Source organism: Caballeronia sp. INML2 (assembly GCF_023631365.1).
GTDB classification, from domain to species: domain Bacteria; phylum Pseudomonadota; class Gammaproteobacteria; order Burkholderiales; family Burkholderiaceae; genus Caballeronia; species Caballeronia turbans.
In genome coordinates, this window is sequence record NZ_JALQDH010000061.1 from 70,310 (window position 1) to 93,901 (window position 23,592).

At 63.3% G+C, this 23,592-nt stretch carries 23 protein-coding genes and 1 pseudogene; 14 read left to right on the forward strand and 10 right to left on the reverse strand.

The genetic code is table 11. The annotated features are described in order from the left end of the window. Positions 1 to 46 precede the first annotated feature (46 nt). From NCT32_RS22100 to NCT32_RS22115, 4 genes are all read right to left on the reverse strand, one after another. Complete coding sequence (locus tag NCT32_RS22100) at positions 47 to 2,116, reverse strand: hypothetical protein (RefSeq protein ID WP_061118980.1); 2,070 nt, start codon at positions 2,114 to 2,116, stop codon at positions 47 to 49. Between the two features lie 25 nt (positions 2,117 to 2,141). Then, positions 2,142 to 3,569, reverse strand: coding sequence for a lipopolysaccharide biosynthesis protein (locus NCT32_RS22105; protein ID WP_250477583.1), 1,428 nt, complete (start codon positions 3,567 to 3,569; stop codon positions 2,142 to 2,144). Positions 3,570 to 3,611: 42 nt separating this feature from the next. Next, positions 3,612 to 4,061 carry a hypothetical protein gene (locus NCT32_RS22110; protein WP_061118978.1) on the reverse strand — a complete coding sequence of 150 codons (450 nt, stop codon included), beginning with the start codon at positions 4,059 to 4,061 and terminating at the stop codon, positions 3,612 to 3,614. Positions 4,062 to 4,210: 149 nt separating this feature from the next. Further along, positions 4,211 to 5,404, reverse strand: a complete 1,194-nt coding sequence (locus tag NCT32_RS22115; RefSeq protein ID WP_061119082.1) for a glycosyltransferase — start codon at positions 5,402 to 5,404, stop codon at positions 4,211 to 4,213. Between the two features lie 310 nt (positions 5,405 to 5,714). On the opposite strand from NCT32_RS22115, the gene NCT32_RS22120 reads away from it, so the two are divergent. The 3 genes from NCT32_RS22120 (at position 5,715) to NCT32_RS22130 (ending at position 8,325) form a co-directional block, all read left to right on the forward strand. After that, complete coding sequence (locus NCT32_RS22120; RefSeq protein WP_250490529.1) at positions 5,715 to 7,130, forward strand: glycosyltransferase family 1 protein; 1,416 nt, start codon at positions 5,715 to 5,717, stop codon at positions 7,128 to 7,130. 18 nt (positions 7,131 to 7,148) lie between these two features. Next, positions 7,149 to 7,775: a putative colanic acid biosynthesis acetyltransferase gene (locus tag NCT32_RS22125; protein ID WP_143756354.1), complete on the forward strand. Its 627-nt coding sequence runs from the start codon at positions 7,149 to 7,151 to the stop codon at positions 7,773 to 7,775. Positions 7,776 to 8,028: 253 nt separating this feature from the next. After that, complete coding sequence (locus NCT32_RS22130; protein ID WP_061119079.1) at positions 8,029 to 8,325, forward strand: hypothetical protein; 297 nt, start codon at positions 8,029 to 8,031, stop codon at positions 8,323 to 8,325. A 135-nt stretch (positions 8,326 to 8,460) separates the two neighbouring features. Here the strand turns inward: NCT32_RS22130 and NCT32_RS22135 are convergent, their stop codons facing one another. Then, on the reverse strand, positions 8,461 to 8,925 hold the full coding sequence (locus NCT32_RS22135) for a TadE/TadG family type IV pilus assembly protein (RefSeq protein WP_086961190.1): 465 nt from the start codon (positions 8,923 to 8,925) through the stop codon (positions 8,461 to 8,463). A 223-nt stretch (positions 8,926 to 9,148) separates the two neighbouring features. Between NCT32_RS22135 and NCT32_RS22140 the strand changes: the two genes are divergently transcribed. Together NCT32_RS22140 and NCT32_RS22145 are read left to right on the forward strand one after the other, a co-directional pair. Then, positions 9,149 to 10,315, forward strand: a complete 1,167-nt coding sequence (locus tag NCT32_RS22140) for a DUF4382 domain-containing protein (RefSeq protein ID WP_061118977.1) — start codon at positions 9,149 to 9,151, stop codon at positions 10,313 to 10,315. A 19-nt stretch (positions 10,316 to 10,334) separates the two neighbouring features. After that, positions 10,335 to 10,532: a hypothetical protein gene (locus tag NCT32_RS22145; protein ID WP_061118976.1), complete on the forward strand. Its 198-nt coding sequence runs from the start codon at positions 10,335 to 10,337 to the stop codon at positions 10,530 to 10,532. 183 nt (positions 10,533 to 10,715) lie between these two features. Here NCT32_RS22145 and NCT32_RS22150 read toward each other — a convergent pair whose 3' ends face one another. From NCT32_RS22150 to NCT32_RS22160, 3 genes and pseudogenes are all read right to left on the reverse strand, one after another. Then, positions 10,716 to 11,756, reverse strand: a complete 1,041-nt coding sequence (locus NCT32_RS22150) for a pilus assembly protein TadG-related protein (RefSeq protein ID WP_250490531.1) — start codon at positions 11,754 to 11,756, stop codon at positions 10,716 to 10,718. 157 nt (positions 11,757 to 11,913) lie between these two features. After that, positions 11,914 to 12,084, reverse strand: a pseudogene (locus tag NCT32_RS22155) (epoxide hydrolase); the annotation flags it as partial. Between the two features lie 88 nt (positions 12,085 to 12,172). Further along, the gene (locus NCT32_RS22160; RefSeq protein ID WP_061118975.1) at positions 12,173 to 13,123 is read right to left on the reverse strand and encodes a LysR substrate-binding domain-containing protein; all 951 of its coding nucleotides are present in this window, start codon (positions 13,121 to 13,123) and stop codon (positions 12,173 to 12,175) included. A 159-nt stretch (positions 13,124 to 13,282) separates the two neighbouring features. On the opposite strand from NCT32_RS22160, the gene NCT32_RS22165 reads away from it, so the two are divergent. The 9 genes from NCT32_RS22165 to NCT32_RS22205 all read left to right on the forward strand — a co-directional run bounded on the left by NCT32_RS22165 (position 13,283) and on the right by NCT32_RS22205 (position 21,647). Beyond that, complete coding sequence (locus NCT32_RS22165; RefSeq protein WP_061118974.1) at positions 13,283 to 14,350, forward strand: ABC transporter substrate-binding protein; 1,068 nt, start codon at positions 13,283 to 13,285, stop codon at positions 14,348 to 14,350. A 43-nt stretch (positions 14,351 to 14,393) separates the two neighbouring features. Beyond that, a complete protein-coding gene (locus NCT32_RS22170; protein WP_061118973.1) occupies positions 14,394 to 15,482 on the forward strand; it encodes an ABC transporter ATP-binding protein in 1,089 nt (362 codons plus the stop codon). Beyond that, positions 15,469 to 16,341, forward strand: coding sequence for an ABC transporter permease (locus NCT32_RS22175; RefSeq protein ID WP_061118972.1), 873 nt, complete (start codon positions 15,469 to 15,471; stop codon positions 16,339 to 16,341). The genes NCT32_RS22170 and NCT32_RS22175 overlap by 14 nt, the downstream gene beginning before the upstream one ends. A 13-nt stretch (positions 16,342 to 16,354) precedes the next feature. Beyond that, complete coding sequence (locus NCT32_RS22180) at positions 16,355 to 17,152, forward strand: ABC transporter permease (RefSeq protein ID WP_061118971.1); 798 nt, start codon at positions 16,355 to 16,357, stop codon at positions 17,150 to 17,152. Further along, positions 17,149 to 18,285 (forward strand): FAD-binding oxidoreductase, encoded by a 1,137-nt coding sequence (locus tag NCT32_RS22185; RefSeq protein WP_061118970.1) that lies wholly within the window; start codon positions 17,149 to 17,151, stop codon positions 18,283 to 18,285. The genes NCT32_RS22180 and NCT32_RS22185 overlap by 4 nt, the downstream gene beginning before the upstream one ends. Positions 18,286 to 18,292: 7 nt before the next feature. Further along, entirely contained in the window at positions 18,293 to 18,658 is a 366-nt protein-coding gene (locus NCT32_RS22190; protein ID WP_250477588.1) for a (2Fe-2S)-binding protein, read from the forward strand. Further along, a complete protein-coding gene (locus NCT32_RS22195) occupies positions 18,648 to 20,054 on the forward strand; it encodes an NAD(P)/FAD-dependent oxidoreductase (RefSeq protein ID WP_061118968.1) in 1,407 nt (468 codons plus the stop codon). The genes NCT32_RS22190 and NCT32_RS22195 overlap by 11 nt, the downstream gene beginning before the upstream one ends. Continuing rightward, positions 20,047 to 21,219, forward strand: a complete 1,173-nt coding sequence (locus NCT32_RS22200) for an FAD-binding oxidoreductase (RefSeq protein WP_061118967.1) — start codon at positions 20,047 to 20,049, stop codon at positions 21,217 to 21,219. The genes NCT32_RS22195 and NCT32_RS22200 overlap by 8 nt, the downstream gene beginning before the upstream one ends. Positions 21,220 to 21,293: 74 nt before the next feature. Beyond that, a complete protein-coding gene (locus tag NCT32_RS22205; protein WP_061118966.1) occupies positions 21,294 to 21,647 on the forward strand; it encodes a RidA family protein in 354 nt (117 codons plus the stop codon). Positions 21,648 to 21,737: 90 nt separating this feature from the next. On the opposite strand, the gene NCT32_RS22210 is transcribed toward NCT32_RS22205, so the two are convergent. Together NCT32_RS22210 and NCT32_RS22215 are read right to left on the reverse strand one after the other, a co-directional pair. Continuing rightward, positions 21,738 to 23,009, reverse strand: coding sequence for a TRAP transporter large permease (locus NCT32_RS22210; RefSeq protein WP_061118965.1), 1,272 nt, complete (start codon positions 23,007 to 23,009; stop codon positions 21,738 to 21,740). A gap of 10 nt (positions 23,010 to 23,019) precedes the next feature. Then, positions 23,020 to 23,553, reverse strand: a complete 534-nt coding sequence (locus NCT32_RS22215) for a TRAP transporter small permease (RefSeq protein ID WP_061119076.1) — start codon at positions 23,551 to 23,553, stop codon at positions 23,020 to 23,022. Positions 23,554 to 23,592 lie beyond the last annotated feature (39 nt).

The window sequence follows — 23,592 nt, forward strand, 5'->3', positions numbered from 1 at the left end:
GCCCTTGCTCGCGCCACGCGCGCCGCTCGCCTGCGCACCGATGCGGCTATTCGAAAGGGCGATTGCCGAGCATGAGCGCGCGATGCGCGCCCGCGGTCGAGGCGACGAGTCCAAGCGTTCCTTTCTGGGTCACCGAGAAGCGGACCAGGTCGCTTCCCGATACCAGCGTTCGGGCGGGCTCGCCAGCGCCGCGTCGTGGCAGATGGAGCAGATACAGACCCGACAAAGCCTGATGTGACCGGTCCGCGTTACGCGACACGAGCACGATCACGGCATGGGCCTTGTCGTCGCGTGGAAGCGTCAGACCGGTGTCGAAGCTCGCGCCGTCGAAATCCATGCTGAAGAGGCCGAGCCCGCCGATCTCATGCCTGACCTCCTCCACGGCGCGGAACGCTCCACGCTGTATCGTCACATCGTCGGCGAACGTTGCGGCGCCCAGGGCAAAGTGATCCTGCGCATTCGTGAGCGTGCAATCCCACGACTGCACGGGCGCGACCGGACCGTCCGACGCCACGGCCGATGCGCCGTAGGCTTGCTGGACGTTGACGCCGAAGACGGAGGAAGCGCCGTCGAGTGTCCCGACAAATGCCGGAACGAGTACACCGTCGCCCAGATACGGGTCGTTCCAGCCGGCGCCGACGGGTCCCGTGCGAGCCGGACTGTCGCGATAGCCGACGCGCTCCAGATAAACGCCGTTGAAGACGGCGGACTGACATGCATCGACGAGCACGGCGGGTCGCGGCGACATCGCGTGCGATATCTGCATGAAGACGTTGGCGTTCGACGGGCGCGCATAACGCGACATGACCCTGATGCAGAAACCGCAGATGCCCCTGTAGGGATAAGCCTTCGCCTGCGACGCGGCGTTGAGTTGCGCACTCAGTCTCGACTCGTTGTTTCGCGTCTTGAAGAACGCGGCGTCGAACCAGGTGTCGATACGCCGCTCGTCATCGCCATAGGCCCGGCTGTAGATGTTGCGCACGTTGATGAAGGTGCACTTGTCCGCAAAGCCGCCTCGCTCGTTATAGTCGTCGTTGCGGTCCGCCCATTGCCCTCCGACGAGAACCGGCACGCCCGTGCCCTGGGCCTCGATATTGCTGAACATGCATTGCTCCAGCACCGCTGCATAGATGCCGATGCCGCAGCCGAGAAAGCGAAGCTTGTCGAAGATGCAGCAGGCGAGTGTCGCGGAAAGCGCACCGAAAGCCATGAAGCAATCGATGAAAGTCAGGTTCTCCAGGCCCGCTTCGAACGCGGTGTCGTGTCCATCGAGTAGGCCGAAGGTGATCGGCTGACGCGCGTCCGCCATGCCGTAGCGATACCCTCCCTTCACCACGGCGTTGATGCCGCATACCTTGACTCCGGGCCACGCGCCCACGCAGTAAGCCTGGCGCAATGCCGGCTCGGGCGCAAGCCGCTTGTCCTTTGCGCTTCTCGTGCGGCCGTCGTCGTGACAAGGAATGGCGAGCGTCCCCGATGCGGCTGCGATGCGGAACGTGCCGTTATCGAGCACCACACGCTGCGCGCGTCCTGTCGACGCATAACATGCGCCCGCGAAAGCGACGGCGCGGTTGATGGCGTCGGCGTCATCTGCGATGCCGTCACCTTGCGCACCGAACCAGCGCGCGTAGATGTCGCCCTCGAACACGCGTTTCCAGCGCTTTCCGGACTTCGACACGATAATCGTGCCGCCATTGTCCGCACTCGACGCATCGTCCGGATCGAGCCGATAACACGCGATGTCCGACGCGCGACGGCCTGCCGGATGCTGCGACACGAGCAGGCGCGTGAGCGTTCCGGTGTACTGACGCAACATCGCGTAGCCCTGGATCGGACCTTCGTTCAGGATGAAGCCGGACACATCTGCGATGCGCGCCTGAAGCAGCGCCCCCCTGATGACGACCATCCTGTCGTCGGGTGCAAGGCTTTCCGCAAGCTGCATCGAAGCGGCTGCACCCTGAATCTGCGTGGGCTCGCTTTTCGCGGCCTGCGCACGACGCGCCTCGCCGGCCACGCCCGAGACGCCGCAGCAGGCGACGATGATCTTCTTGAGCGCCCGTCGTCTCGTCTTGAGCGCCTCGCCGGCGGCCTGCCACTTGCTCCGGAGCTGGACCATGACGTCTCGAGGCCTGTGGGAAGCGCTACGACAGCGGCTTCAGCGAAGCATGGGCAAAAATCTGCTTTCTGCAGATGCCGATATACACGGAGTAGTCCACCGCGACGCTGGCAATGATGGTCGACCAGATCACCCAGTCCACCGTGCCGAACTTCGTGAGCAGATAAACCTTGAGCGGAATGGAAACAGTGCAAAAGACCAGCACGGCGAGCAACTGCGGACGCAATTCCTTCACGCCGTTCAGAAAGATGGCGAAGGCGCTGGCCATCGCGTCGACCACGGCGAGCACCGCCGCGGCGCAACGCAACTCGAACGGCACGTCGAGCTGATTGCCCGTCCATATCTTCAGGAGCCACGGCGACGCTATCAGGATCAGCGCGCTCATCAGCAGGGCGGTACCTGTCGTCACGCACATGGACAGCTTCAGCGTGTTCCTGATGAAGGTCCTTTCACCTCGCGATCGGGCATCAGCGTACAAGCCCCACAATGGTCCCGACAACATCGACATTGCAACGGTGACCACCTGAAACAGCCGTTGTGCGACGGCCAGTCGCGCGACTTCCTTGGCGCCGAGAATGTTCGAGACGATCAACGGGTCACACGCGCTGCCACATATGAAGCCGAGTTGAACGATGAGAAATATGCCCGCCGTCTTCGTCAGCACGGAATAGTCGAGCCAACCGGTGCCGGCCCAGATGCCGCGATGGAATCTGAAGATCCCCTCCCGGCGCAGGCGCACGAGCAGAATCATCGCGCTCGCGACCTGAACGCCATAGGTGGACAGGACGAGATAGGGCATGGGTGCGCGCACGCGCGCACAGAGATAGAGAAGCGGCAACGAACACAGGTATCCGATTGCCGCGGCCGTATGCGGTTCCCATGCGCGCTGCAAGCCCACGAAGACCTTTCTAACGCCACCGAGCGGAATGTTCAGGCAGAACAGCCCGATGAACGTGAGCGTCGCCAGCACGGTCTCTTTCGCGACGATCGTCGACTCGACCTTGAGCAGGCGCTGAAAATCCAGCAGCAAGACGAGCCCGACGAGTACCCCCGCCGCGGCGACGCCGATCACGGCGAGCAGCATGATGCCCCGCGTAACGATGGTCTGCAGCGCGTCGCGGTCGGCGGACGATTCCGCATCCGCAACGAGATTCACGAGTCCGTTCGCCACGCCGAGATCCAGCACCGATAACATCACCGCGAGGCTCGATATCGTCATCCAGATGCCGAAGCGCTCTTGTCCCAGATATGGCAGCGTGAACGAGACCGAGAGCAGGACGACCGCGAAGCCCAACGCCGCACTCACCGAATTGCAGGCGACCGACCGTGCTGCGCGGACATAGCGCTCCCGGTCGCGCGCCTCGGAGCTGCCGACGCCGAATGGCAGGTAACGAAAGCAGTGCCTCAGGAAGAAGGCGGGGGCGCGCGCAAAAGAACGCTCTGAAGGCGGCATGGGGCGTTTCATCCTTTAGCTGATCGCCGGAAACGCTGTGGCCTAAACGCGCGGTTCGAATCGCACCTTGTCCTGATCGCCCACGTAGGGTCCCTGCTTCACTTCGATGAACGCCGCGTCTTCGAGTATCTCGAAGCCATGCCCGCCCGAGGACAGCAAGATGACGTCGCCGGGCCCGAGCGTGCGGCTCGTCACATAGTGCAGATTCGAGCCGTAAAAATCGACACGCACGCGGCCTTTCTTGATGAACAGAACCTCTTGCGTCAACTTGACCTCGCGCACCACGACGTTGTGTACGTGAGCGGGAATCTTCTTTCCGGCCGGATGCGTCATGTGCGCGAGTTGCTGCGAGTACTCATGCGGCGTAAAGAAGTTGATGCCTTCTTTTGAGAACGAGTCCCGGACGATCAGAGCCAGTGTGACGCCGTCGTGAACGATGGTTTCCAGCTCCTTATCGACCACGGTGTCCTGTTCGGCTACGAGTAGCGTCATGATGTGCCCCGGCGGGATTGTTCGACATGGACCGCTGCATGCGCAGCGGCATGTAAGCATGATTTCCGATGAATCGCCTTGAGACGCGACAAAGGCGCAGGCCCGATACGCCGTGTAGTCCGAGCATAGCGGCGAGCGCCCTTCGCCGGTCAGCCGGTGACGGAATCTGGCAAGGTGTTGACCGATTCGCGTCGCGGTCCGTATAGCAATGCGATATAGCTTTGCGCAACGTGGGAGATATGAAAGCGGCTATCGAAACACTGCTTCGCCGCCGCCCTCATCGTCGCCTTCGCCTCTTCTGGCAAGTTCGTCCATTTCAGAAAGAGCCGGGTTATGCCTCGCTGTGTGTCTTCGTCCGCGAATCCCGCGCCGTCGGCGACGACCTCCTGCCAGATGCCGACCTTGTCGGTCAGAAGCACCGGGACGCCACACGCGAGCGCTTCGGCCACCACGATGCCGAAATTCTCCTGATGCGAGGGCAAGACCAGGACGTCGGCTGCTCGCAACAAGGACCACTTGTCGTTACCCGTGACGAGATCGAGCCAGCTGATTCGCCCACCAAGCCCGAGCTGCTCCGCTTCGCGACGCAGCTTGGGAGCAAGGCCGTTATTGTCCGGCCCCGCAATGACGAGTTGATAATCGTCCCTCGCGTCCTTCAGATCGTGAAACGAGCGGATCAGCAGATCGCAGCCCTTCTTTTCATGGATGCGCCCGAGGAAAAGAATGACTTTCCTGCCTCCCCAATCCGCGCGGGTGCGCCATTTCCCCGGGTCCGAATTTGCTATCGAAGGCGCCGGCGCGGTTCCGTACGTCACCGTGAATTCCTTTGCCCGGTATAGCGGAAAAGATTTGCGCGCGAGTTTGCGCTCGCTATCGGCGGTGAACAGAACGCCTTGCGCATTGCTGAGAACGTGACGTTCCACCAACATCCAATAGAGAAGCTTCTTTGTGTACTTCAGCGGACGACCGACGTTAAACCACGGATCGAGCATGCCGTGCGGTATCACGTAATAAGGAACGCCCTGCGAGCGCAGTGCGATCATCGCCGCCGCGCTGTGAAACTGCCAGATGCCGTCCACGACGATCGCATCATATTGCCTGCCGTGCTGCATCAGCCACCGCACCAGACGAAAGCTGAATGAATACTTGCCTGCATGGTGTCCCAGACGGATGACACTGTCGAACGCCGCGTCATCGGACTTATCCGGATGCGCCGAAGAGTCGAGGCAGACGACATCCACGGCGTGCCCGCAACGCCGGATTTCGGCCGCGATTCTCTTGATGGCCTCGGCCGGCCCGCCAGACCGGGCCTCGATCGTCGGAATGATGTGGAGCGTTTTCAATGAAAATCCTCCGATGAACCATGACGCGTGCGCGAGCCGCGTGAACGCGCAAGACAGCTTCATGGCGGTTGCCACGGGGCGTCACGACCCGCGCTCGAATCGCAATCGTAGTGGCTCGTCTGACGCCGCCCGTTCACTTGGCGGAAATCATCAAGCTTTTGGCCGGCTGTCCGCGCGCGCAATGCATGATCCGATCGAGCCGCCACGCTCATCGTTCAGCCAACGTCTTGCCGAGTTCCGTCAGAACGAGCTGGTCCATATCACACGGGCTACCGTTGGACAAACGTGAAATCGCTGTCAGCGTCTACCTGTGCATCCTTTTCCGGGGGCTGAGAATATGCTGTTCAACAGAGTCGCTTCAAATCCCGAATACGACAGTAGTCTTGCAGAGCCGGGCCCCGCCCACCACGGCGCCGGCGAGCACGGGCAAGCGAACGACGTGGATCGCGTGGTTGACCGCTTTCGGGTTCGGCCGATCCGGATCGTGGTGCTTCTCGAGCAGGACAATTCGACGGGCGGAGGATTTCAGCAGGCAATAAACGCCGCGCTGCTGTTCAGGCGTCTGCCGCCTGAGCTCTGCGACGTAACCTTCGTCACGACGCGGCAATCGGCAATCGAGGAATTGCAGAGGAGCGGCCTCGACGCACATTACCTTCCGGTTCGAAAATGGCAACGCGCGCTCGCCCGCTTTGAGGTGCTGTGGCGGCAGCTCAGTGTGTCCCGCCCGCTCATGGGAAACCTCCACTCCAGCTGGCTGGACCGGTCGCTGCGGGATATGGGCGCCGATCTCGTCTATTTCACGTGCCCGTCCTATCTTGCGCTCGTGACCACGCAGTTCAGCTATCTCTTCACTGTCTGGGACCTTTCGCACCGGGACGACCCGGACTTTCCCGAGGTGCGTGCCAACGGCGAGTTCGAGCGTCGTGAACAGATCTATCAACATGCGTTAAAGAAGGCGACAGGCATCGTCGTCGATTCGCAGGCGGGGCGCGATAACGTGGTCCGGCGCTATGGCATCGATGAGGAACGCGTGCATGTGATTCCCTTCTGTCCCGCCGTCGGCACGATGCTATCGGAGGAAGAGTTGTCCCGGCCCGAGCGCTTCATCGACGTCAAACTCAAATATGACCTGGCCTGCGACTACATCTACTATCCCGCGCAGTTCTGGCCGCACAAGAACCACGTGTACATCTTGCGCGGACTCCGCCGTCTGGAAGACCGCTTCGGGATCAAGGCCGGTGCCATCTTCTCGGGACGCGACTTCGGCAATCTGGCTTACGTTCGTTCCGTCGCCTCGGACCTCGGGCTGACCGACAGGGTCCGCTTTGCCGGCTTCGTGCCCGACGGCGAAGTGCCCTGCCTCTATCGCCAGTCGATCGCCCTCGTCATGCCCACTTATTTCGGTCCGACGAACCTGCCGCCCTACGAGGCGTTTCAGCTCGGTGTCCCGGTTCTGTATTCCGATCTCGTGAACCTGCGCGACCAGGTCGGCGACGCGGGCCTTCTCGTCGACCTGCTGAGACCGGACACGATGGCCGACGCGCTTCGAAGACTCATCACGGATGTCGAACTGAGGAATACGCTCGTCGAGCGAGGCAAGCGGCGTATCGAATCACTCACGGACGAGCAGCGGCTCTCGACACTCAGAGGCGCACTGGAAGCATTCCAGGCACGGCGCATGTGCTGGGCGCCCTCCACGCAGACTTCTCGCAACCGCAATTCCTGAACCCAACGGGAACTCTAAATGGCCTCGGAACTCTTTCGCGACGAGCATGTGTCGCCGCCTGAAACTCCTCCGCACGACATCGAGCGCGATCGCGAACCTGGCGGCGTCATCGATCTGAGTCGCGCCGACCAGGGCAACTATGTAAAGGTCCGTTCGACGTTGATCGAGACGCTATGGTTCATCGCCGAAGCCACCATCATCAGTAACAAGCTCGTGCCGTTCTCGGCTCTGCGCGTGGCGTTGTTGCGGCTCTTTGGCGCGAAGATCGGCGTGGGTTGCCGGTTCCTGCACGCTGTGCATGTCAAAGCGCCCTGGAATCTCGTGGTCGGCGATCACTCCTGGTTCGGCGCCGATGCGTGGATCTATAACCAGGCGCCCATTCGGATCGGCTCGAATGTCTGCATCTCGCAAAGGACTTTCCTGACGACCGGCTCACATGAGATGAGCACGACGATGAACCTGCGCGTCGCGCCGATCGTCATCGAAGACGGCGTGTGGATCACGGCGAACTGCGTCGTGCAGATGGGCGTGACGATCGGCCGTTCCACCGTGGTCACGCCGCTGTCCGTCGTGCATCGTTCGCTCGCGCCTGAGGGCGTCTATGGTGGCAATCCATGCCGATTCATTCGCAAGCGCTTCGACTGAAGAAAGGCAGCCTCAGGGGTTCACTGCACGCCCCGCTCCGAAAATTGGGAGTATCAGCTTACCTTACTCAAGGTATCGAAAAGCGAATCAGCGGTTAGCAACTGCTTTACATAGGCAGCTTGATTACTACACTTGGTTGTTGTGGCGACGGCCGGTCTTGCCGTGTTCGTAGCCGCTACTGAGCAATGATGAGACGGAATGCATCGTTGTATGTTCTCGGGCGCCTTATCTTGCTGAATTGGAGGAACCAATCATGCAAACTGTTCTAAGACGATATTCCGGAAAGGGCGCGACAGAATTGTTTGATTTGCTCGAGAAGCATAACGCTGAGGTCGAAGAATGGATGGGTGGTGTCAAAGGCTTGGTCACATACACGCTCGTGCGCACCGGCGAGGGCGGATTTTCCGTGACTGTGTGTCGGGACAAGGCGGGTATTGATGAGAGCGTGCAAAAAGCGAAGGAGTGGATCGCGAAGAATGCGGGAAGCATTGGAGCGGCCGCGCCGGACGTGACGGAGGGTGCGGTCATTGCTCATTTGAACAAGTCTTAGTTCTGACGCTTACGACGCACGCGCCAGATGGCTGCATGGGCGTGCGTCGCTCATGGCGTCGAGAGAATCAACCGGTTTGAATCACTCATCGCCTTTATCGAGTCGTCTTGTTCGCCAGGCGCAGGAACATCGCTCTCATTCGTAAGTCATCACCGCTGTCGCATTGAGCACGACCGGACCTGTCAACGCGCTGAACACTGATCCCAGCATCAAGCCCCGATAGGTATAAGAAATTCGAACCGTGAGTGTATTTCCCGGACTGGTCCCGCTTGCATTGTTCACGGTAACGCTTGGTGAATTGCCTGCGTTCCCGAAACTGAGAAGCTCATTGCAATTGGCGCTAGCGACCGCGGAAATCTGGGTCGCAGAGAGCGCAGGCACCGCCACCATCGTCCCGGCTCTGGCTGCCGCGCGCGCTGCGGCGGCAAGCGCTGCCTTGTCGTAAATCATCAAGCCGACATCGACGATGCCAACTAGCACCATGAGCAAAAACGGAAGCAGGATGGCGAATTCCAGCGCGACACTGCCCGCTTGTGTGGCAGACCGCCGTCCACCTCTCCGGATTTGCAAGTGACTGGAACGGTCCTCATTTCTTCGCATATTTTTTTTGATAACTTTGGCGCGCTCGACACAACGTTCTGGGAGCGTGAATGTATCGCGTAGAAAATTATGAAATGCTTAAGGATTGCGATCCAGCCAGCTGAAATGACCGCAGTACATGTTGTTTTAGAAGTTACAGTTTTAAAGCTCACGGTTACAATCTTCGGACGATTTCAAAGCTAAGCTTCCGCCCACCTCGAATAAAAAAACAAAGGGTGCGAAGATGACTAGAAAAATTTGGAAAGCGCTGGTTCTTGCAGCGCTGCTGCCTTTGGCGCTCGCGGCTTGCGGCGGAGGCGGGAGTGATGGCGCTTCTAGCACGCCGTCCGGCACGCTGCACGTCGCGATAACGGACGCGCCGTCTTGCGGTTTCGATCACGTCTACGTGACCGTTTCAAAGGTGCGCGTCAATGCGAGCGCACAGGCGGGCGACAACGACGCGGGTTGGACTACAGTCGCCTTGCCCGCGCCGCAGAAGATCGATCTGCTGTCATTGACCAACGGCGTGCTCGCCGATCTCGGCCAAAGCGCGCTGCCCGCCGGCGAATACCAGCAGGTTCGCCTGGTGCTCGCCTCGAACGCAGGCAACACGATTGCCAATTCCGTGGTGCCCTCCGGCGGCACCGAGCAGCCGCTCGATACCCCGAGCGCGACGCAGAGCGGCTACAAGATCATCCAGCCCTTCACTGTTCAACCAAACACGCTGGTCGACCTCGTGCTCGACTTCAACGCGTGCAAGTCGGTCGTCACGCGCGGCAACGGCTCCTACGCCCTCAAGCCGGTCGTGACAGCAACGCCGACGACCGTGAGCGGGCAAATCGCGGGTTATGTCGCGCGCGCGCAGGCAGGCGCCACCGTCTATGCCGAGCAGGGCGGGAAGGTCGTCAAGGGCACCCTCGCCGACAGCACCGGCAAATTCGTGCTGTCGCCGCTCATTCAAAGCTCCACACAAGGCAACTACGATGTAGTCATCGTCCAGAACAACGTCGCCACCGGTGTCATACGGTCCGTGCCGGTCGTCGTCAACACGAGCACGGCTGTGTCCACCTCTGACGCACCCATCGCGCTGCCTTCGTCGTCGATGAGTACGGTAAGCGGGAAGGTGACGCCGACCGCCGATGCCCTCGTCCGTGCGTTGCAGCCGGTCAATGCGGCCGCGTTCGAGATCGGCTCCATCAACGCGAATCTCGACACGGGCGTCTACGCGCTATCGTTGCCGGCCGCTGCGCCCATCGTCAGCACCTACTCTGCTGCGCTGCCTCTGAGCTTCGCCGCCGCACCGGCCGCAGCCGGCCAATACACGCTCGAGGCAGACGCCGCATCGGGCGCCACGCAATCGACGGGTGTCACCGCGACAACCGGTCAGGCCAACGTGAATTTCAACTTCTAACGCATCCAACGTGGCGGCGATGAACCGCCAGGCCCCCTTCAACCAGGAGAACATGATGAAGAGAGTCGCAGCCCTCGCTGCGCTGTTGATCGCCGCCGGCGTCACAAGCGCATGCGCCGTGTACGTTCCCGACCCCGCACCTGTTGCAGTCAAGCCGCAAGGCGGTGTCGGCAATGGCTTTTGCCCGCCCGGTCAAGGCAAGAAAGGCAACTGTTGAGCGATGACCGATCTGCGACTAGCTCGCAAAAAAAGCCCGCATGACAAAGAACAGCTCGCTCGGCTCGCGCCGATCGGGCTGTTTTCTTGCGTGGCGCGCTTCAGGGCCAACGATGCCGGTTTAGCTGGACCGGGACGTGGGACGCCCCAAGAATGGAACTCGGGCGCCGCCCATTGTGGGTTGTCAGCGCGCCAGCCGGGGCGGGACGTATGCGCCATAGTAAGGTCCGACCTGACCGGCAGACGCCGTGATCTTGTAGCCGGCGATGAAGTGGCCCTCGATGTACTTGCCGCTTCCGCCCGTCGCATTGTCAATGTGGAAAGCTGCGAAGGCGATGACGGGCTGACTCGACGTCGTGGCCTGTTCGACCACCGGCACCAGTACATCAATGTTGGATGGCACGTTGGCGTAGATGGAAGTCTTTACGCCCGGCTCGATCCAGATCGCATCCCCGATGCTCAGCCCGGTCGGATTGCCGCCGCTGATCAGTCCCCGCACCGTCGTGACATCGTTGTTATCGGTCTGGAACGAAGTCCACTGACCGGCTTCGCAGCCGCGGTAGGTCGCGCCATTGCCGATCTGGATTGTGAAGGGCTTGCCCGTAGCGGGATCGATTGCGGGCGTACCCGACTGGACGTTCCAGTACTGGCTGTAAATGCACTTGCCGATCGCGACTGGAAAAAGCCCGCCGGGGGCGACATAGCCGGGTGCCGCCACGATGGCTAGCGCCGTCGCGCTCGCCGGTCCACTGCCGACGCCGAATAGCTTGGCAAACCAGAAACCAATAGCGCCGCCGTTGAGTCCCGCGGCTCGGGACACGATAACCTGCACGGCGGGGGCGTCGTAGGCGCCCGGTGTGATGTTCGTCGCCTTGAGGCCGGATGACGCGTTTGCAAGATTCCAGAACCCGGTCTGCACCGATGCATTCTTTAGAGTGACACCATCTGACGAATTCAGGCTCACCGCAGTCGCAGCCGATGCGCTGGCGGAACTCCAGTTCGGGGTCGAACCGCCGGCCAGCAGCGTGCCAGCGCCCGTCAGCGCGGAAGCGTCGGCCGCTGTTTGCAGTTCGGTCCTTGCCAGAAAGACATGCCCCAGATCGACCGCGAAAGCACCGAAGGCGAGCGCTGCAATCAATGCGAAAGGCATGGTGATCGCCATCGCACCACGCTGACGCTCAAGAGATGAGGCAGTCACTCGGAGTCTGACAGCGGACATTTCCATGATGTGTCGTCGGCAGTAGAAGATGAGATCGGCGGTGCCTTGCAGACGTGCGATCGGTAAGGAACAACTACGACCGAAGTCGACGAAACTTTAGGATGGTCCGAAAATTTGCGAAGCTCGCGCCATGTCGTATCGCTCTTGCGTGGTCCTTGCAATATCAGCGATAGCGGCTAAAGCTCGCTCGGAGTTCCTGCGTGAAGGCTTGCGGCTGCTCCCACGCTGCGAAGTGACCGCCCTTTCGAAGGACGTTGTATCGAATCAGCTTCGGACAAGCCTTTTCCGTCCAGCTTTTCGAAGCGGCGTAGATCTCATCGGGTATGCGCGCGATCTCCGATGATCTGGCCGAGCTATCACGAGGTATGCGTGGCGCCGCTCGAAAGCTGCTCGATGGTTGGCGCACGCAGGCTCGTACGATGCTACGCCGGACGTTGACCGGATGCCCCCTTCACGCGCGTGCGCTTCGCCGGCGCGACGACATCAGCCAGCAACTCTTCATGCAGTCCGCGCAACACCTCGACGAATGCCGACGCCAGCCGCTCACGCGGCCTGTGCGGAGGAAACAGCAGATAGGTGGGAAAGCGCGTCGCCGGCAGAAACGGACGGATGGCGGTATCCGGTCCCCTGTAGTCGCGCGCGACGATCGGATGCGCGAGCGTCACGCCCATGCCGTGCCGCACCATCTCGCAGCACATCGCCGTGTACTGCGCCTCGATGGCGAGCACACGCTTCACGCCCGCGCGCTGAAACACTTCGTCCATCAATGCGCGCGTGCCGTCGCCGTGACACAGCGAGATGAACGACTCGCCTTCCAGATCCTCCGGCCTGATCACGCGCTTCGCCGCGAGCCGATGCGCCGCCGGCATCACGCACACCGCGGCGACGCTCGACAACTGTTCCACTTCGCAATCCGACGCCTCGCTCACGTACACGGCGACACCCAGATCGCAGAACTGCGAAGCCGTCCAGTGGTTGACCGTGCCCGACGTGTTGACGTGCAGCGACACCGTGACTTCCGGATACAGCTCGACGAAACGCTTGATGGCGTGCGGCACGAGCGTGATGCCCGCCGAAGGCATCGCCGCGATGCGCAGACGCCCGCTGCCGAGATTGCGGATCTGCGCGGCCGCATTGGCCAGTCCCTGCAAGCCGACGAATGCACGTTCGACCTCGCGGAAAAAAGCGGTGCCCTCGCTCGTCGGAATCAGCCGCACGCCGCTGCGCTGAAATAACTGCAAGCCCGTTTCGCGCTCGAGTTGCGAGATGAGACGGCTCACGTTGGGCTGCGACGTGAAGAGCGCCTTGGCCGCGGCGGTCATCGATCCCGACACCATGACGGCGCGAAACGCCTCGATGTGCTTGAGATTCATTGCGTGTTTTCCCTATTCTCGCTGTCCCCAGTCCATATCAACCAGGTATGGGTTTGTATTTTATTCGTATTGGACGATATGAATCGCCCGCGCGACACTGCTTTCATCGACGGGCCCTCAGCCCGCGCCCCACGTACCGGAACACTGGAGATCATCGTCATGAGAAGCACGCTGCATCGCCGTCTGTCCTGCCTGTCCCGCACCGCTTTCGCCGGACTGTCGATTACCGGCGCGCTCGCCGTGCCGCTTCTGGCCCACGCTGAAACCACCCTCTATGTCGCCAATGTCGGCGGCTCGAACGAGCAGCTTTATCGGCAGAAGATCATTCCGCCGTTCGAGAAGGCGCACAACGTCAAGATCGTCTACGTCGCGGGCAATTCGAGCGACACGCTCGCCAAGCTGCAGGCGCAGAAGGGCCATCAGCAGATCAATGTCGCCGTGATGGACGACGGCCCCATGTATCAGGCGATGCAGATGAACCTGTGCGCGAAGCTCGACGATGCGCCCATCATGAAAGACGTCTATCCGCTCGCGAAGCTCGGGGAGACGTCGGTGGGCGTGGGCATGGTAGCGACCGGCATCGGCTACAACGAGGAAGCGTTCAAGAAAGCCGGGCTGCCGCCGCCCGATTCGTGGAAGGCGCTCACCGACAAGCGCATCAAGGGCAAGCTCGGCGTGCCGCCGATCACCAATACCTACGGCCTGCATACGCTCGTGATGCTGGCGCGCCTCTCCGGCGGCGGCGAGAAGAACATCGATCCGGGCTTCACCGAGATGACGAAGCAGGTTGCGCCCAACGTGCTCTCCTGGGCGCCGACGCCCGGCGAGATGGACGGCCAGATGCAGTCCGGCGACGTCATCCTCGCGCCCTACGGCAGCGGCCGCGCCGTCGCATTGCAGAACACCGGCTTTCCGCTCAAGTTCATCTACCCGAAGGAAGGCGCGGTCGCGTTGCAGGTGGCGGCGTGCGTCGTGGCGGAGAATGCGCAGCCGCAGTTGTCGCAACAGTTCGTGCAGTACCTGCTCACGCCTGAAGTGCAGACCTTGCAGGCGCAGAACATCGGCCTCGGTCCCGTCAACAAGACGGTGAAGCTCACACCCGATGTCGCCGCCCGCGTGCCGTACGGTCCCGACCAGATCAGCAAGCTCACCGCGATGGACTGGGCCACGATCAACCAGCATCGCACCGAATGGACCGAGCGCTGGAATCGTTCGGTCGAGCGCTGATTCGCGGCCCGGCATCCGTTGACGTGACGAAGGAGCAAGGCGCATGGCCTTTCTGACTCTGCAAGGCATTTCGAAACGCTACGGCGATTTCACGGCGATCGAACGGCTCGATCTTTCGGTCGAGCGCGGCGAGCTGTTGTCGCTGCTCGGCCCGTCCGGCTGCGGCAAGACCACCACGCTGCAAATGGTCGCGGGCTTCGTCACGCCGACCACCGGCCGCATCCTGCTCGATGGCCGCGACATCACGAACGAGCGCCCGGAAAAGCGCGGCATCGGCGTGGTGTTTCAGAGCTACGCGCTCTTCCCGCATATGACGGTGGCGGGCAACGTCGGCTTCGGGCTGGAGATGCGCAAGGTGAAGCGCAAGGAACGCGAAGAGCGCGTCGAGGAAGCGCTCGCGCTCGTGCGCCTGAAGGGGCTCGGGCATCGCTTTCCGAAGGAACTGTCGGGCGGCCAGCGCCAGCGCGTCGCGATCGCGCGCGCCATCGCGATGCAGCCCGAGCTGCTGCTGCTCGACGAACCGATGTCCAACCTCGACGCCAAGTTGCGCGAGGAAATGCATATCGAACTGCGCGCCATCCAGAAGCGCCTCGGCATCACGACGATCCTCGTCACGCACGATCAGGTGGAAGCCATGACCATGAGCGACCGCATCGCGGTGATGCATCGCGGGGCCATTGCACAGCTTTCCACACCTTACGACGCCTACGAGCGCCCCGCCACGCAGTTCACCTCGACCTTCCTCGGCCGCACCAACGCGTTCGCCGGCGAAGTGTTGCAGCGCAATCCGCGCTGCGCGATCGTCGATGTCGCCGGCACGACGCTGCACGTGCCGCACGAAGGCCGTCACGTCGATGGCGCCGTGAACGTCTATATCCGCCCGGAGAAGGTCCACCTTGCGAACGGCAATGGGGCGAACGCCCGCGTGCGCGGCCGCATCGCGACGCGTGTTTTCGTCGGCAATCAATGGCTGCTCGAAGTCGAAACCGGGCTCGGCAAGCTGCGTGTCGCACAGCCGAATCATGGCGCGCCGCCGCCCGAGGAAGGCGACGAAGTGGGCCTCGACTGGACCGATGACGATCTGCGCGTGCTCACGCAGGATATCCGGGAGAACGCGAATGGCCACGCTTGACGACGCCCGTCCCGGCGCCGCGCCGTGGCTGTTGTCGGGGCCCGCGCTGCTGCTGTTCATCGGCTTGTTGCTGGTGCCGCTGCTGCTCACGCTGCTGCTGTCGTTTCGCGTGTTCAGCGACACGGCCGGCGTGTTGCCGAGCTTCACGCTCGGAAACTACTGGGAAGTGGTGAGCGACCCGTACTACGGCACCATCTTCCTGCGCACCGCCGGCCTCGCCTTCGCGGTCACGCTGTTGTCCATCGTGCTGGGCGTGCCGGAAACCATCGTGCTCGCGCGCATGAAGCGGCCGTGGCAATCGCTGTGTCTGTTGATCGTGCTCGGCCCGCTGCTCATTTCGGTGGTCGTGCGCACGCTCGGCTGGCAGATCCTGCTCGGTAACAACGGCGTCCTGAACAACGTGCTGCAGGCGCTACACATCACGGACGAGCCGGTGCGCCTCGTCTTCACGATGACCGGGGTCATCATCGCGCTGACACACGTGCTCGTGCCCTTCATGGTGATGTCGGTCTGGGCGACGATGCAAAAGCTCGACCCGCAAATGGAATGGGCCGGCCGCTCGCTCGGCGGCTCGCCGCTCGCGGTGTTTCGCCGCGTGATCCTGCCGCAGATCATGCCGGGCGTGCTCTCGGGGTCGATCATCGTATTCGCGCTGTCGGCTTCCGCGTTCGCGACACCGGCGCTGATCGGCGGACGACGCTTGAAAGTGGTCGCGACCGCCGCCTACGACGAATTCCTCGGCACGCTCAACTGGCCGCTCGGCGCGAGCATCGCGGTGTTGCTGCTGATTGCGAACGTCGCGATCGTGATGGGCTGCAGCCGCCTCGCGGAACGCCGCTTCCGGCACATTTTCGATTGAGCGGAGAACGAACATGAAAGAAAACGGCTGGCTCGGGCTCACTTTCAACGCCTGCTTCCTGACCTTCATTCTCGCGCCGCTGGTCGTGGTGATGCTCGTGGCTTTCACCGACAAGGGCTTCATTTCGATGCCCTTCGACGGCGCGTCGCTGCGCTGGTTCCGCGCGATCGTCGAGAACGGCGACATCGTCTCTGCGTTCTGGCTGTCGGTCCGTCTTGCCTTCGCCGCGGCCACCATCGGCGTGCTGCTCGCGGTGCCCGCCGCGCTCGCCATCGCGCGCTACCGCTTTCCCGGCCGCGCCGCGCTCACGAGCTTCTTCCTTTCGCCGATGATGATTCCGGCCGTCGTGCTCGGCATCGCGTTTTTGCGCTTCCTGTCGCTGCTGCATCTGTCCGGCTCGTTCTGGTCGCTCGTCGCGGCGCACGTGATCATCGTGCTGCCGTATGCGCTGCGGCTCGCGCTGTCGTCGGCAGTCGGCCTCGATCGCGATGCCGAGCGCGCGGCGCTCTCGTGCGGCGCGAGCCGCTTCACCGCGTTTCGCCGCGTCGTCCTGCCGATGATCCGCACCGGCGTCGCGGGCGGATGGGTGCTGTCGTTCATCCAGAGCTTCGACGAGCTGACGATGACGATCTTCGTCGCGACGCCCGGCACCACCACCTTGCCCGTCGCCATGTACAACCAGATCGCGCAGACGATCGATCCGCTGGTCGCATCGGTGTCGGCGGTGCTGATCGTCGGCACCGTGTTGCTGATGATGCTGCTCGACCGCATGGTCGGGCTGGATCGCATTCTGATCGGAGAAGCCCGATGACCCTTTCAAGTTCCGCCAGCCCCGACGTGCTCGTGCTCGGCGGCGGCCTCGTCGGCTCGGCCGTCGCTTACGGACTCGCCCGCGAAGGCGCGCGCGTGACGGTGCTCGACGAGGACGACGGCGGCTTTCGCGCTTCGCGCGGCAATTTCGGCCTCGTGTGGATTCAGGGCAAAGGCTACGGCCTCTCGCCTTACGCGCGCTGGTCGCGCTCGTCGGCCGTGCGCTGGCCCGGTTTCGCCGATGCGTTGCTCGCGGAAACGGGCATCGACGTGGCCTTGCGTCAGCCGGGCGGCTTTCACTTCTGCTTCAACGAAGCGGAACTCGCCGATCGCGAGAAACGCCTTTCGACGCTCAATGCCGAGCTTGGCGACTACCCGTATCAGATGCTCGACGCCGCCGAAGTGCGCGAGCGGATTGCGCAGGTCGGGCCGGCCGTGATCGGCGCGAGCTATACGCCGATGGACGGTCACGTGAATCCGCTCAAGCTGCTGCGCGGCCTGCATGCCGCGATGCAGACACGCGGCGTGCGGCTCGTTCCGGGCGAGCGCGCGGAGCGCATCGTGCCGGACGCGAACGGCTTCACGGTCCACGCGAGGCGCGGGACATATCGCGCGGCCCGCGTGGTGCTGGCCGCCGGCCTCGGCAATCGCGCGCTCGCGCCGTTCGTCGGGCTGAATGCGCCCGTCGCGCCCAATCGCGGCCAGGTGCTGGTGACCGAGCGCGTCGCGCCGTTTCTCCACTATCCGACCCTCAACGTGCGCCAGACCGACGAAGGCAGCGTGCAGTTCGGCGATTCGATGGAAGAAGTCGGCCTCAACGATTTCACGACGACGCACGTGCTCTCCGACATCGCCCGGCGCGGCGTGCGTGCCTTCCCGATGCTGAAGGACGTGCGCCTCGTGCGCATGTGGGCCGCGCTGCGCGTCTACAGCCCCGACGGTTTTCCGATCTACGACCGCTCGCAGACGCATCCGGGTGCGTTCGTCGTCACCTGCCACAGCGGCGTGACGCTCGCGGCCGCGCATGCGCTGCGCGTGGCGCCGTGGATTTCGGGCGCGCCGATGCCCGACGAACTGCCCAGCTTCTCCGCGCGCCGCTTTGAAAACGCCGCGGAACTGACTCCCGCTCACTGAATTCGCCATGACTTCCCAGACGATCCATACGCTCTTCAAACCGCTGCCGGGCGAGCAAGGCGCCGCAGCCATCGAAATCTGGTTCAACGACCGACCGCTCACCGTGGCCGCGGGCCGCTCCGTCGCGGCGGCGCTCTTCGCGGCGGGCATCTCGCGCTTTCGTGCGACGCCCGTCTCCGGTGCGCCGCGCGCACCCTACTGCATGATGGGCGCGTGCTTCGAATGCCTCGTCGAAATCGACGGCGTGCCGAGCCGCCAGAGCTGCATGGTCGAAGTGAAAGCCGGCATGCGCGTGCGTTCGCAGGAAGGCGCACGCGATCTGCCGCCCGCGGCGCCCATCGACGCCTCGCTGGAGAACGCGCATGGCCGCTGATTTCGCTTCGGAAGCCGTCGATGTCGTCGTGATCGGCGCCGGTCCCGCCGGCATGAGCGCCGCGACACGCGCCGCCCGCGCGGGCCTGAAAACGGTGCTGATCGACGAGCAGGACGCCGTCGGCGGACAGATTTATCGGGCGATCGGCAAGGCGGACGCGCGCCGCAAGGAGATTCTCGGGCCGGACTACGCGGCGGGCGCCGCCATCGCGGAAGCATTCGCCGCATCCGGCGCGCGTCACCTCACGAACGCGAGCGTCTGGCAGGTCACGCGCGAGCGCGGCGTCAATTTCCTGAAAGACGGCAAGATCGGCTCCTTCGACGCACAGCGCGTGATTCTGGCGAGCGGCGCGCTCGAGCGCCCCTTCCCGATTCCCGGCTGGACGCTGCCCGGCGTGCTGACCGCGGGCGCGGCGCAGATCCTTTTGAAGAGCGCGGGCGAAGTGCCCGCCGCGCCGCCGGTTCTCGCGGGCTGCGGCCCGCTCCTGTATCTGCTCGGCTGGCAATACGTGCGCGCCGGCGTGCCGATCCGCGCGCTCGTCGATACCACGCGCCACGAAGACCGCTGGCGCGCGAAGCGCCACCTGCTCTCGGCGCTGCGCGCGTGGCCGTTTCTCTCGAAGGGCCTGCAACTGATCCGTACGCTGCGCGAGGCGGGCGTGCCGATCTTCGAAGCAGCCGACGATCTGCGCGTGGAATCGCGCCTCGGCGCGGATCGGGTCGAACATGCGGCGGCGCTCAGTTTCACGACGCAGGGCACGGCGCACCGCATCGAGGCGGACGTGATACTGCTGCATCAGGGCGTCGTGCCGAATACGCAGTTCACGCAGGCGTTGCGCGCGTCGCATCGCTGGGACGACGCCCAGCTGTGCTTCACGCCGAACGTCGATGCGTGGGGCGAGCTCGATGTACCCGGCATCTTCGTCGCGGGCGATGGCGCCGGCATCGGCGGCGCGCAGGCGGCGGCGCTGCAGGGCACGCTCGCGGGGCTCGCGGCGGCGGCGCAACTGGGCGCGGTCGAACGTGCGAAGCGCGATGCCGAAGCGGCCGGACTGCGCCGCGCGCTCGCGGATGTCACGCGCATCCGCCCGTTTCTCGACAGCCTGTATCGCCCGCGCGACGTCAACCGCATTCCGCGCAGCGAGACCATCGTGTGCCGCTGCGAGGAAGTCACGGCGGGCGAGTTGCGCAAGTTCGTCGAACTGGGTTGCGTGGGACCGAATCAGGCGAAATCGTTCGGACGGTGCGGCATGGGACCGTGCCAGGGCCGCATGTGCGGCCTCACGGTGACGGAAGTCATCGCCGATGCGCGCCAGGTGTCGCCCGCCGAAGTCGGCTATTACCGCATTCGTCCGCCGATCAAGCCGCTCACGCTCGGAGAACTCGCCGGTGAATGACGCAACCGAATCGCAGGAAGCGGACGTGCTCGTCATCGGCGGCGGGCTGCACGGCACGAGCAGCGCGTTTCACCTGGCGCGGCGCGGCGCGAAGGTGATCGTGCTCGAAGCCGATTACGTCGCGCGTCATTCGTCGGGCGTCAATGCGGGCGGCGTGCGCACGCTCGGGCGCCCCGTGCCGGAGATTCCGCTCGCGCTGATGTCGCGCGAGATATGGCACGGCATGACCGATCTGATCGGCGAGGACGGCGGCTTCGTTGCCTCCGGCCAGTTGAAGATCGCCGAAACCGATGACGAACTCGAAGCGTGCCGCGCGCGCGTCGCGCTGCTCGAATCGCACGGCTTCACGCATGAGAAAGTAATCGACCGCGAAACCGTGCTCGAACTCGAACCCGCACTCGCGCGGCACGTCACGGGCGGCATCTGGGTCGAGCGCGACGGCTACGCGCTGCCGTTCAGAACCACGACCGCCTTTCGCCTCGCCGCGCAGAAGCTCGGCGTGCGCTTTCTGGAAGGCACGCCCGCGCGCCGCATCGAGCAGCGCGGTGCGCGCTGGCTCGCGCACACGCCGCGCGGCACCTTCAGCGCGGAAAAGCTGCTCGTCACGGCGGGCGCCTGGTCCGGCGAGCTTGCGAAACAAGTGGGCGAACCGGTCCCGGTGCATCCCGAAGGCCTGATGCTGATGGTCACGCATCGCGTCGCGCCGTTCTGCCGCGCGACGCTCGGCGCGACCGGCCGGCCGCTCTCGTTCAAGCAATTCGACAACGGCACCGTGGTGATCGGCGGCAAGCTGATCGGCATTGCGGATCTCGCACATCGTCACGGCGAAGTGGATTTCATCCGTCTCGTGAAGAGCGCGCGCACCGTGACGGAGCTCTTTCCGCATCTGCGCCATCTCGGGGTGAATCGCGCATGGGCCGGTGTCGAGGCCTTTACGGAAGACGAACTGCCGGTGATCTCGGCAAGCCGCCGGGCGTCGAATCTCTACTACTCGTTCGGCTATTGCGGCAGCGGTTTTCAGCTCGGGCCGGGCTGCGGCAAGCTCGTGTCGGAACTGATGGTCGACGGCGCGCCGTCGATTTCGATCGATGCCTTCGCCATCGATCGCTTCGGCCTCGACACCGCATCGTCGGATGTCGGCGGCTCGCAACTCGTCACTCACTGAACCCGTTTTCTTCTTGCCGCGCGCGGACCGGTCGGCCCGTGCGGCGCTTTCATTCCTTTATCGGAGAGATTTTCATGAGCGATATCGTTCGCATCGACACCAATCAGCGCATGAGCCGCGTCGTCAAGGCGGCGGGCCTCGTCTTCATCGGCGGGCAGACCTGCGCCGATCCGACGCCCGATGTGAAGCTGCAAACCGCGAAAGTGCTGGAGAAGATCGACGGCTTTCTGGAGAAAGCCGGCATCGACAAGACGCGCCTCGTATCCGCGCAAGTGTGGCTCGCGGATATCACGCGCGATTTCGCCGGCATGAACGAAGTCTGGGATGCGTGGGTGCCGCAAGGCTGCGCGCCGACGCGCGCGACCGTCGAAGCGAGACTTGCAGCGCCTCATCTGCTGGTCGAGATTGCGGTGGTTGCGCTTGCGTAACGAGTGAAAACGCGGCGCTTCGAAATCGAAGCGCCGCGCGGACGGACGTGAGGCGCAGCGCCTGCGTGCGCTGCGTGGAATGTGATCCGCTTACTTCGCGCCCAGCAGATGCGGCAGGAACTGCGGAATATGCGGGAAGAAGATGATCAGCAACAAGTCGATCACCAGCGCCAGGATGAACGGCAGGATCGCGCGTGTTGCCTTCTCCACCGATACGCCGCCGATCGACGCGGCCGTGAACAGACAGAAGCCGATCGGCGGCAGATTGATGCCGATGGCCGAGTTGATCAGCACGATCACGCCGAACACGATCGGGTCGATATGCATCTGCACGACGAGCGGCAGAAACACAGGAATCACCACCGCGATGCTCGAGATCGTTTCGAGCACGGTATGCGCCGCGATCAGGAACAGGTTGATCAGGATCAGCAACACGATTGCGCTCGTCGTGATTGCAAGAAAACTGTTCGCCACGTGGAGCGGAATCTGCGCCTCGATCAGATAGCGCCCGAGCACGAACGCCAGCCCGAGCAGGAACGACACGCGCGTGGTGTTCACCGAGGTGCGCACCAGAATGTCCTTGAAATGCGAGAGCTTGAGCGTACGGAAGATGAACGCGCTCACGAGCGTCACATAGACCGCCGCGACCACACCCGCCTCGACGGGCGTGAAGATGCCGCCGAGAATCCCGCCCAGAATGATGACCGGCGTGAGCAGCGCCCAGAAAGCCTCGCGGAAGGTCGTCCACAGCTTGCGCCCATCGAACGGCTCGACTGCGCTGTAGTCGTTCCTGACGGCGGTCACGTAATTGACGATCATGAACGACGCCACGACGAGCAGCATCGGAATGATGCCGGCGATGAACATCGTGCCGACCGAAACGTTGGCCGTGTACGCATAGACGAGCATGCTCATCGACACCGGTGAAAGCAGCCCGAGCGAGCCCGCCGCCGATTGCAGCGCCACCGCGAACGCGCGGTTATAGCCTTTCTTCACCATCCCCGGAATCATCACCGAGCCGATCGCGGCTGTGTCCGCCGTGGCCGAGCCGGAGAGGTCCGCGAAGAACATGCTCGCGACGATCGTCACCTGACCGATCCCGCCGCGCATGAAGCCCACGAGTGCCTGCGAGAACTCGATGATGCGCTTCGACACGCCGCCCGAGTCCATGATCGCGCCCGTCAGCATGAAAAACGGAATGGCGAGCAGACCGACGTTGTTCAGGTTCGAAAACAACTGCTGCGGAATCACGAGCAGCGGCGTGCCGTTGATCGACAGCGCGAGCGTCGCCGCAATGCCGATGCAGATGGCCACCGGCACGCCGAGCCCGAGCAGTCCTGCTCCAAAAGCGATTGCCCACATGATGTTTATCCTAGAGATGTTCCGACACGCCCTCGACCAGCGTGGCGTCTGTCTGCGCCTGCGGCGCGAGATGCGAGACGACGATGCGCACCAGCGAGTGAAACGCGAGCAGCGCTCCGCACACGGGAATCGAGAGATACGGATAGACCATCGAGATCGGAATCGACGCGGCGGTTTCGGTGCCCATCAGCGCCAGCATGTCGGTGCCGTACAGCATGAACACCGCGCCGAGCGCGAGAATCGCGCAATCCGTGAAGTCCTTGAGCAACGGCGCGAACGCGGCCGGCACGCGATCGGCCAGCACGCGCACTTCCGGATGCGCGCGCAGCTTCACGCCCGCTGCCGCGCCGAGGCACGTGAGCCATACGAACAGATAGGCCGAGACCTCGTCGGACCACGACAGCGAATCGTGCAGCACGAAGCGGAAGATCACGCCGAGGCCGGCCACGATCACCGCCCCGAGCAGCAGGCAGCTACAGACGAACAGATTGATCTTCAGCACGATGTCGTCGACCGACATCAAGCCGCGCGCGAGCTTTTCCATGCGTGTCATCTCCGATGCCGGGTTCGAGCCTCGACCGTC